We start from the raw sequence: 8,232 nt of genomic DNA on the forward strand, positions 1-8,232 counted from the left end.
ATAAAAAGGCCGCTTTTCCTTCGTAATGGCCCACCACAACTGCGAACTGATAACTAATAACTGATAACTTTTGTCCCTAAAGTTTTTAAAATAATGATTTCTATTTTTGTACACCCTCTTTTTTTATTTCCCCATCCTTCCTGTCATTTCCCCGTGGCAGGAGGAAATAGGGGAAATATGGAAATACAGGGAGTCATGATCAATGAATCCCGCTCCCCGGTACCGGCCGGATTGCCTCCGTCTAAAGGCCCTCAGGTGCCTCTGACTTCCCGAAAATCATCCCCATCCTCACCCGACAAAAAAGAGCAGAAAGGCTCCCTCTCTGCTCTTTACATTCTCCCCATATTTCTTCTTTCCGCAAAAGTGACGTGATGCTGATCGATGTATCGTGCAATCAGGAGGGCCGTATGTTCCGGATGATTATTGGTGGTATTCACCACGAGATCCACCCGGTCTTTCCATTTCGCCCATTTGCGGAGCATCTGACGGACATAGCCGTCCACATCCCCATAGTCCATGGTGGGCCGCTTTCCGATCCTTCTCCGCACCCTTTCGGCCAGGCGGAAGGGTTTCGCATAGAGGAGCACCATGAGGCCATGCTCCGAAAGGAGGTGGAATTTTTCTTCCGTCATGGGATAATTTCCGCCCATGGCGATTACCGCTTCATGGTAATACCGCACATGGTTGATGATCTGCATTTCTTTTTCGGCGAAGGCTTCGGGCCCGGCGTATTTATAGTAATCTGCGATTTTCAGGCCCGTTTCTCTTTCCATCATCCGGTCCGTATCTGCCAGCTGCCAATCCAGGCCGTCAGAGAGGATTTTTGCTGCCCGGCTTTTCCCTGTTCCCATAGGACCGATGAGGACGATATTTCTCTTGATCATAGGTACCTCGGCTTTGGAACGTCCGGATCTCCACTTCATAGGCCAGGACGTCTCCTGCCCGCTTCAAACTTTTGAGATCCATGGCGCACCAACGATTCTTTGATTCTATTATACCAAAGCTCTGCACCATTTGTGAGAAATCGGCGGTACCTTTGATGTGAAATTTTTTAATTTTTCCTTCCGGTTCGTCTTCTCCCTCTTCTTCGGAAATAGAATTCACCCGGGCACCGGTCCCTTCCAGGGAAGCGGCCAGGTTTTCACCGGAAAGGGGACGAAGGAAGGAGGCAAGGAAGGGTCCGGCCGGGGGACTTTCGGGAAGGGTGCTGAAGGTCCTGATTTCTTCATTTTCCGTGCGGATGGAGGCGGCCAGGGATTTTTCGGTCTGCCGGGCCAGAAGGAACCAGCCTCCCAGGGCCAGGAAGAGGCAGGAGGAGAGGGCAAAGAGACGGGTGTATTTCTGATCGTTCAGGAATTCATGAAAGTCCATGGCTTCCTCCTTTCTCCGATGCGTGGGAAATGGTGAACTTCACCAGTTTCGTCCGGCTGTCCACCTGCCGCTCCACGCGAAGGTCTCCTCCCCAGGCGGCTTGGAGGAAATTCTGGAAAGCCAGAAGGGAGGCGGGAGAAGCGGCACTTCCTTTGAGCTGCGATACGCCTTCGTCTCCTTCGATTTCATTCAATACCACCCCGGGCGGCAGGCCTTCTCCCAGGGCGAGAAGTCTTCCTTCCCAGTTTTCATGACTTGCTTCCAGCCGTTTCAGGAGTGCTTTCATTTCCTCCGTTTCCCGCCTTTCCATGCGGCTTGCAATGAGCCTTTCTTTGGCCGGCTGCAGGGTATGGGCCTCTGCTTCGAGGCTCCGTACTTCATTTCTCGCCAGCAGGAAGGAGGCGAGGGAAAGGGCAAAAAAGAGGAAAGTGGCCACGAAAGCCGCCTGGGAGAGGCGGAGGTATTTATTATTTTTATTATATACAGGGCTGTTCCGCTCCGAGAGGGGAAGGGTCAGGGTCCTCTCTTCCACATGGCGGAAAAGGAAGGCCATTTCCTGAAAAGGCGTCAAAACTTCTTCGAAATCGGAATTCTCCAGCCATACGGCACCGGGCGGGAGGTATTCCCGCGGTTTTTCTTCGTCTTCGGAGAAACCGGCCCCGGGACTCTCCCCGTCCGGTTCTTCCTCCTCAAATTCCCCGATGGGGCTCATTTCCGGATCTTCTTCCGCTGTTTCCGGGGAAATAGAAAAATCTTCCTGATTTTCTATTTCCTTATTTCCCGGGGCCGGTTCCATTTCTTCTTCCAGCCAGTCTTTCCATTCCTGTTCCCGTTCTTCGTCGCAGTCTTCCAGGGGAATGAAGAAACAGGGCGCTTTCTGAAGGCCGAAATTGCGGAGCGTATTTTTCATGAAAAAGGCCCCTTTTCCGCGGTCTTCTTCATGAAGGATACGGCTCCGGATGAGTCCTTTGCTGCGGAAAAGCAGGATCCCCGAATACCGCCTTCCGTAGAAAGCGAAGTATTCATCTTCCGAAAGGGGCACCGAGGTGACGGGGATGGCTTCATAAATAGACCGTCCTCCCGCTTCCGCCGCTTTTTCCCAGAGTTGGATTTCCTCCTGTTTCACCCCTGCCAGATGGACTTCCCAGCCTTCCGCGGTATGGCGCATCACGGCATGTCCGATGGCCCAGGGTTCTTTGCCGTGAAATGTCCGGTCTTCTTCCCATTTGATGGTTTCCACCATTTCTTCCTCTTCCATGGCGGGATATTTCCGGTTCACCATGCGGAGGCGGGGAGAATTGATGAGGACGGTGACTGCCTTTTTCTTCAGTCCCTTCTCTCCGAGGCTGCGGAAAGCGGCAGAGAGGGTCTCCACGGTCGGTTTTCCTTCCAGAACGACCGACTCCTGTCGGAGAAATTTTCCTTTTTCCATTTCCACGGCCCAGAGGGTCCCGCCAAGAAGGATTAAGACCATCCTGGGCCCCCGGAGAGCAGTCAACCGCTGCCAGAGGGGAAGCTTTCTGATTTCTTCCAGTAATTTTTCAGCTTCTGTCACTTCCCACGTCCTCCACTTTCAGTTTCCTTGCACCTTCCCTGCCCTCAAGGGAATAGGAAATACGCACATACCTTTTGTAATCTCCATTGCCGGCAGCAGCCCGGGAAACCAGCTTTCCGCCGGAAGTGCCTTCGGTATTTTCCACGATCACGATCCTTTCGTTCACCCGGAAAGTGACCTGGCGGTTCAGGGGACCTTCCTTCAGCGCTTCCAGTCCCCAGTTCGCCCCGCTTTCAGCGGCATAGACCGATTTCAGCCCTTCTTCATAATAAGAAAGACTCAGAAGGCTCCTTCGGGAAAAGAGGAGGAAGGCGCCGGCCACGGTGAGAATGGCAGAAAGGAAAATGAGGAGCATCATGGCCAGGCTTCCTTTCCGCCTACTCATAGACCTTCCCCTTTTCATAGAAATCCGCATAGGGCAGGATGGAAGTCTCGAAATCCGACCGGATCCCCTCCACCGGCCGGAGAAGGGAAAAGGACATATGAAGGGGCCCCTTTCCCTGCCGCCGGAAAAGGCCGTCTTTCCCGGCAATCACCGGGATTTCCTCCGTACTTCCCGTCTCTTCTCCCGTAATCGGTTCCACATGGCCATTGTACAGCAGGACTTTCAGTTTCTGCTGGTCCAGGTACAGCCGGTAGGACAAAACGTCCTCCCCGTTTCTGACAGAATAGGTGAATCTTTCATTCACCGGAGAAATGGAGGGCTTTTCTGTATTTCTGACCTTTTCCGTCATGAAATCCATGGCGAAAAGCCCGGTCTCTCCCATCCTTCCTTTAAATCCGCCCAGGATGAGGGCTCCTGAAAGGCGTCCGGCCAGTGGAAATACGGAAATCGCCAGGCCTGAAATGAGGAGGAGCGCCATCAGGGCTTCCAGTAGAAGAAATCCTTTTCGTTTCATCGTTCCTCCAGGAGAGTGGAAAGGCAGATGCCTTCACTCCCTTCCCCCTGCACCAGGCAGGAAATTTCCACCATGGGAATCCCTTCCACCATCCGCGGACGGCGGGTGACGGATATTTCATATCGTTTTCCGTTTCGTTCCGTTTCGGAGCCAAAAGACGGCTCGCCACCGAAACGGTGGTTATATTTCTCCCTTTCCATGACATCCTGGGCAATGAGCGTTTCATCGAGGCTCCGGTCCCGCTCTTTTTCCCAGGTAAAACTTTGGGAAACCGTAAAAGCAGCTGCTGCAGACAGAAGTCCGCAAACGGCAATGGAGGCGAGGGCATAAATCATGACGAAACCTTTTCTTTTCATGTCAGCCTCCCGTCACCCGGACTCTTCCCGTATACCAGGCTACGACGACCTGACGCTGGTATTTTTTATCCGGCGAATAGAGATAGACGGAAAAATTCTTCCCATTCCCCGCAAAGCCTTTCTTCTCGAAAGTCAGGTCGAGATTCCCCGAAAGAAGGACGCCGCTTCCAAGCCTTCCCTTCGGCCGCATCTCCCGGATTCCCTTCCGGGTATAGTAGCAGGCCTGCCCGGAAGCATCGGGATAACAGTAGAAATAATAATACTCTCCCCCTGCGTCGGGCCGGTCGGAATCATTTTTGGCCATGATTTCCACCTGACGGATGGCAGAAGCCAGCGTCCTTGCCGCCAGATCCACTTCCCTTTCTTTCTGCCAGTCCCAGAGGAGAGGCACTCCGAAGCCAAGGCCCAGGGAAAAAAGGGCCGTCACCACCAGGGTCTCAAGCAAAAGGAAACCCCGGCGGCAGGAAAGACCATATTTCCTGCCAGCCATAGGCAAGCACTCCTCCCAGGGCCATAAAGGGCCCGAACCACACCGGCTCCCCGCGGTGCTGCCGTCCGGTGAGCATCCGGATTCCCACGAAAAAAAGGGCAGAAAGCGAGGAAAGCCATATAAAAAGGAGACAGGAAAGAGGCGTAAGCCATGAGGCTGCAGCCGCAGCCAGAAAAATGTCCCCTGTCCCCAGAGACTGACGGGAAATGAAATATAAAAAGCCGTAAATGGAAGCGGCCAGCAGCGCAGAAAGAAGGGACAGAAAAAGGTCCCCGGAAAGGAGGGCCGTCAGAAGGCCGAAAGCTCCCAGCAGGAGGGACCAGGCATCAGAAATATAACCGGTCAGACCGTCTTCCAGACCCGCTCCGGCCAGAAAGAGTACAAAAAAAGCAGGGGAAAGAAAAGCTGCACCTGCCCGAAGGGCAGCGCCATACAGAAGGCCCAGGGCCAGGGCCCCGCACAGAACCTTCTTTGTATCCCATAGAAAGTCCCATGGGATCCCCGCTTCATCCCCTGTCCTTTTCATTTTCTTTTCCCCGCTTTGCGTTTCAAGTGGAAGACTTCGTATTCGTCCCGTCGGAAGAATAGGTAACTCCTTTGAAATTTGCCGTAATGGTGCCGTTCGAAATGGTATAGGTCACCGACTCGTCAGGCGGTTCGGGCACTTTTTTCAGGTACCCCGATTTTTCGCTGGTCCCCACCAGCTGATCCAGACTCGTGGGATAGGAACCATTTTTCACATAGTACACCTCCGCTGCCGTCCCCATGGCAGAAAGGTCCGACTGAATCCTGGCAATTTTGGCATCATCTGTCATTCCTGTCAGATTTGGAACGGCTACGGCGGCTAAAATTCCAATAATGGCTACGACAATAATCAATTCCAGAAGCATAAAGCCCTGGTGTTTCCCTCTCCTTTTCCTCATAGCGTCTCCTCCGTCAAAATGATCAATCTTCCAGTTCCTCCGAATCCACCCCGTTATAACGGGCCAGAGCCCGGATGACGTCCCCGTACCGTCTCTTCGAAAGGGGCAGCATTCGTCCCGATTTCGTGATGACCCGGTCCGAAGTGACTTCGGAAACCGTTTCTATATTCACCAGGACTCCCCGGCAGGAAGTGACGAAGGGGAAGGGCGATGCATCTTTCAGCCTTTTTTCGAGATGCATCAGTTTGGTCCGCACTTCTTTCGTCGTTCCGTCATTGATACAGAGGACCTGATGATGATCATCACTCACTACAGCTTCCAGAGTGGACAGATCGATGGCTGCGACTCCGTCCATGGATTTGAAGACCAGTTTTTTGTGCCACCGGTGTTCGATGGCCCCAAGGCCTCGTCCCAGTCCTTCGAGAAGTTCCTTTTTCTCCAATGGTAAATGAAGGAAATGGACCGCTCCCACCCGGAAGGCATCTCTATAATAGCCATCCGGAAATTCGGAAAGGAAAATCATGACCGGCGCATCTTTTCGTATCCTGACCCGTTCAGCCACGTCGAGGATATGGCTCCCCCGCATGGCGGTATCCAGGAAAAGCAGGTCAAAAGGCCGCCTGCCCGTTTCGAGGTCCTGGAGGAAAATGTAGGAATTCTCGTAGGCATAAAAGGAGCAGTCCAGCCCTCGTTCTTCCATATGCTCTCCGCATACCTGCTCCACCATACGTGAAATCTCCGGATGCTCACTGATCGTCCCTATATGTATCATAGGACTCACCTCCCTGAAAAAACGGGCGGCCCCGGGTTTCCTCAATCTATGTAAATGAATGGAATCGCTTCTTATTCTATTTTATTATCGGACAATTTCATTCATGAGTCCAATATCAAGTTATCATGCATTTTCCATTTCAATGAGTTTTTGTAATTCATAAATGATTTTAGTAGAAAGCAAAACTTTTTGATTACATTTTTATTTCATTTTCCACGGAAATTGTAATAATTTTAACCCCATCCCTCCCGAAAACCCCGATTTCCACCCAAAAACGCGGCATTTTCCGTATTGGGAGCAGAATTTCAGGGGAAAAAATATTTTTCCCCCGTCTTTTTATTTCGGAAATATAAACGATGCCATTCATTTGCAGAAATTCCATCTCCTAAAGCCTGCTGCCGGGTATTTCCCCATCAAAAAAGCGCCCCTTTATTTCTAAAAGGGCGCATTTTCACCGATGATTTCCACTCACTTGCGGTCCGAGAAAATACGGAGCAGGTAGAGGAAAAGGTTGATGAAATCCAGATAGAGCATGAGGGCTCCGAGAATAGCCAGTTTCTGTCCCTCGTCGGTAGCTCTGGAATGATAGGTGAGGGCCAGTTTTTTGATTTTGTTCGTATCGTACACGGTGAGGCCCATGAAAATGAGGACACCGGCGTAGGAAATCAGCATTTCAAAGAAAGGTGTGGCAAAGAAGAAGGAAATCAGGGTGGCCAGGATGAGTCCTACAAGACCCATGAGGCAGAGATTTCCCACTTTCGAAAGATCCGATTTCGTCACATACCCATAGACGGACATGATTCCAAACATGCCTGCCGTCAGGAAAAAGGCACTGGCAATGGAACTCATGGTATATACCAGGAAAATGGAAGAAAGGGTAATCCCGTTCAGCACGGAATACACCAGGAACATGACCGCTGCTTTTTTGAGTCCCATGGTCCGGATCGATGTATTCAGGTGCCATACGAGGGCAAAAGTAGCCATCATGAGGAAAATGATGCGGAACCGTCCGCCCATGAAAATACTCTGAATGATCGGATAATCAGCCACCGTATAGGCAGTAAAACCTGTCACCACCAGGGCAATAGCCATCCAGGCATAGACATCTTTCATCATGCCCGGCATATGGATGGAAAGGGACTTCTCCTTTTCCAGGGCAAAATCATTGTCGTACATATATATCTCCTTTCTATAAAGAAAAATTTCTATATATTGGGTAATATTATTGTAACACAGCCGGGGCATCAGATAAAGATAAAACTTTGAATTCATGAAGTTAATAGTTATCAGTTATCAGTTCGCAGTGGCCTGGCTGTAATTCGGAAAATCGGTTACGCAGAAGGGCTCAGGGACCGAGGGTGGAAAATCAGGGGATAATATTTGCAGTCTATCAATAACGCAAAGCTGTACATTGAGGTTAACAGATAATAAAGCGGACAGCCTGAAATCTATCCATGCCGGAAGACTGTACATTGGGGTTAATGGTTAACAGGATTGCAGCCTGTAATCCTTACATGTGGAGAAACTGTACATAGAGGTTAATGGGTAATTAAGTGAGCAGCTTGAAATCCATCCATGCGAAGTGACTGTACATTGGGGTTAATGGGTACCACTCCCTGCGCGGTTAGTCCTTATGAGGTAAAAGTCCCGTCGCCCGCCTGACATAAATGCAACTATTAACTGCAATATCATTAACTTAAGAAAATCATGAAATAGTTCAAGTACGCGTCGAAAGATGCGTGCTTTTTTTGGGCAAAAAATTTAAAAAAATCCGACACAATCTGAAAAAAGTACTTGACAAACGCAAAAAATTTTGCGGCGAAGCCGCTTGTAGAGAACGATTTTTGTTTTTCACAAGGAGGCTTC

At 50.7% G+C, this 8,232-nt stretch carries 11 protein-coding genes; all 11 read right to left on the minus strand.

Annotated features, from left to right (window positions below; all coding sequences use genetic code 11):
• Window positions 1–329: 329 nt before the first annotated feature.
• Window positions 330–923: a shikimate kinase gene (locus tag VZT47_RS08290; RefSeq protein ID WP_330224500.1), complete on the minus strand. Its 594-nt coding sequence runs from the start codon at window positions 921–923 to the stop codon at window positions 330–332.
• On the minus strand, window positions 811–1,371 hold the full coding sequence (locus VZT47_RS08295) for a hypothetical protein (protein ID WP_330224501.1): 561 nt from the start codon (window positions 1,369–1,371) through the stop codon (window positions 811–813). The genes VZT47_RS08290 and VZT47_RS08295 overlap by 113 nt, the downstream gene beginning before the upstream one ends.
• Window positions 1,358–2,926, minus strand: coding sequence for a hypothetical protein (locus VZT47_RS08300; protein WP_330224502.1), 1,569 nt, complete (start codon window positions 2,924–2,926; stop codon window positions 1,358–1,360). Before VZT47_RS08300 ends, VZT47_RS08295 begins: the two co-directional genes overlap by 14 nt.
• Window positions 2,913–3,311 carry a hypothetical protein gene (locus VZT47_RS08305; RefSeq protein WP_330224503.1) on the minus strand — a complete coding sequence of 133 codons (399 nt, stop codon included), beginning with the start codon at window positions 3,309–3,311 and terminating at the stop codon, window positions 2,913–2,915. The genes VZT47_RS08300 and VZT47_RS08305 overlap by 14 nt, the downstream gene beginning before the upstream one ends.
• Complete coding sequence (locus VZT47_RS08310; protein ID WP_330224504.1) at window positions 3,304–3,825, minus strand: hypothetical protein; 522 nt, start codon at window positions 3,823–3,825, stop codon at window positions 3,304–3,306. Before VZT47_RS08310 ends, VZT47_RS08305 begins: the two co-directional genes overlap by 8 nt.
• Complete coding sequence (locus VZT47_RS08315) at window positions 3,822–4,181, minus strand: hypothetical protein (RefSeq protein ID WP_330224505.1); 360 nt, start codon at window positions 4,179–4,181, stop codon at window positions 3,822–3,824. The genes VZT47_RS08310 and VZT47_RS08315 overlap by 4 nt, the downstream gene beginning before the upstream one ends.
• 1 nt (window position 4,182) lies before the next feature.
• Window positions 4,183–4,671, minus strand: a complete 489-nt coding sequence (locus VZT47_RS08320; RefSeq protein WP_330224506.1) for a pilus assembly FimT family protein — start codon at window positions 4,669–4,671, stop codon at window positions 4,183–4,185.
• Window positions 4,619–5,197, minus strand: a complete 579-nt coding sequence (locus VZT47_RS08325) for an A24 family peptidase (protein WP_330224507.1) — start codon at window positions 5,195–5,197, stop codon at window positions 4,619–4,621. The genes VZT47_RS08320 and VZT47_RS08325 overlap by 53 nt, the downstream gene beginning before the upstream one ends.
• A gap of 22 nt (window positions 5,198–5,219) precedes the next feature.
• On the minus strand, window positions 5,220–5,594 hold the full coding sequence (locus VZT47_RS08330) for a type II secretion system protein (RefSeq protein WP_330224508.1): 375 nt from the start codon (window positions 5,592–5,594) through the stop codon (window positions 5,220–5,222).
• Window positions 5,595–5,616: 22 nt separating this feature from the next.
• Entirely contained in the window at window positions 5,617–6,366 is a 750-nt protein-coding gene (locus VZT47_RS08335) for a LytR/AlgR family response regulator transcription factor (RefSeq protein ID WP_330224509.1), read from the minus strand.
• A gap of 468 nt (window positions 6,367–6,834) precedes the next feature.
• Window positions 6,835–7,542, minus strand: coding sequence for a Bax inhibitor-1/YccA family protein (locus VZT47_RS08340; protein ID WP_330224510.1), 708 nt, complete (start codon window positions 7,540–7,542; stop codon window positions 6,835–6,837).
• Window positions 7,543–8,232: the final 690 nt, after the last annotated feature.

This window comes from Dialister sp., from assembly GCF_036343215.1.
Classification (GTDB): Bacteria; Bacillota; Negativicutes; order Veillonellales; family Dialisteraceae; genus Dialister.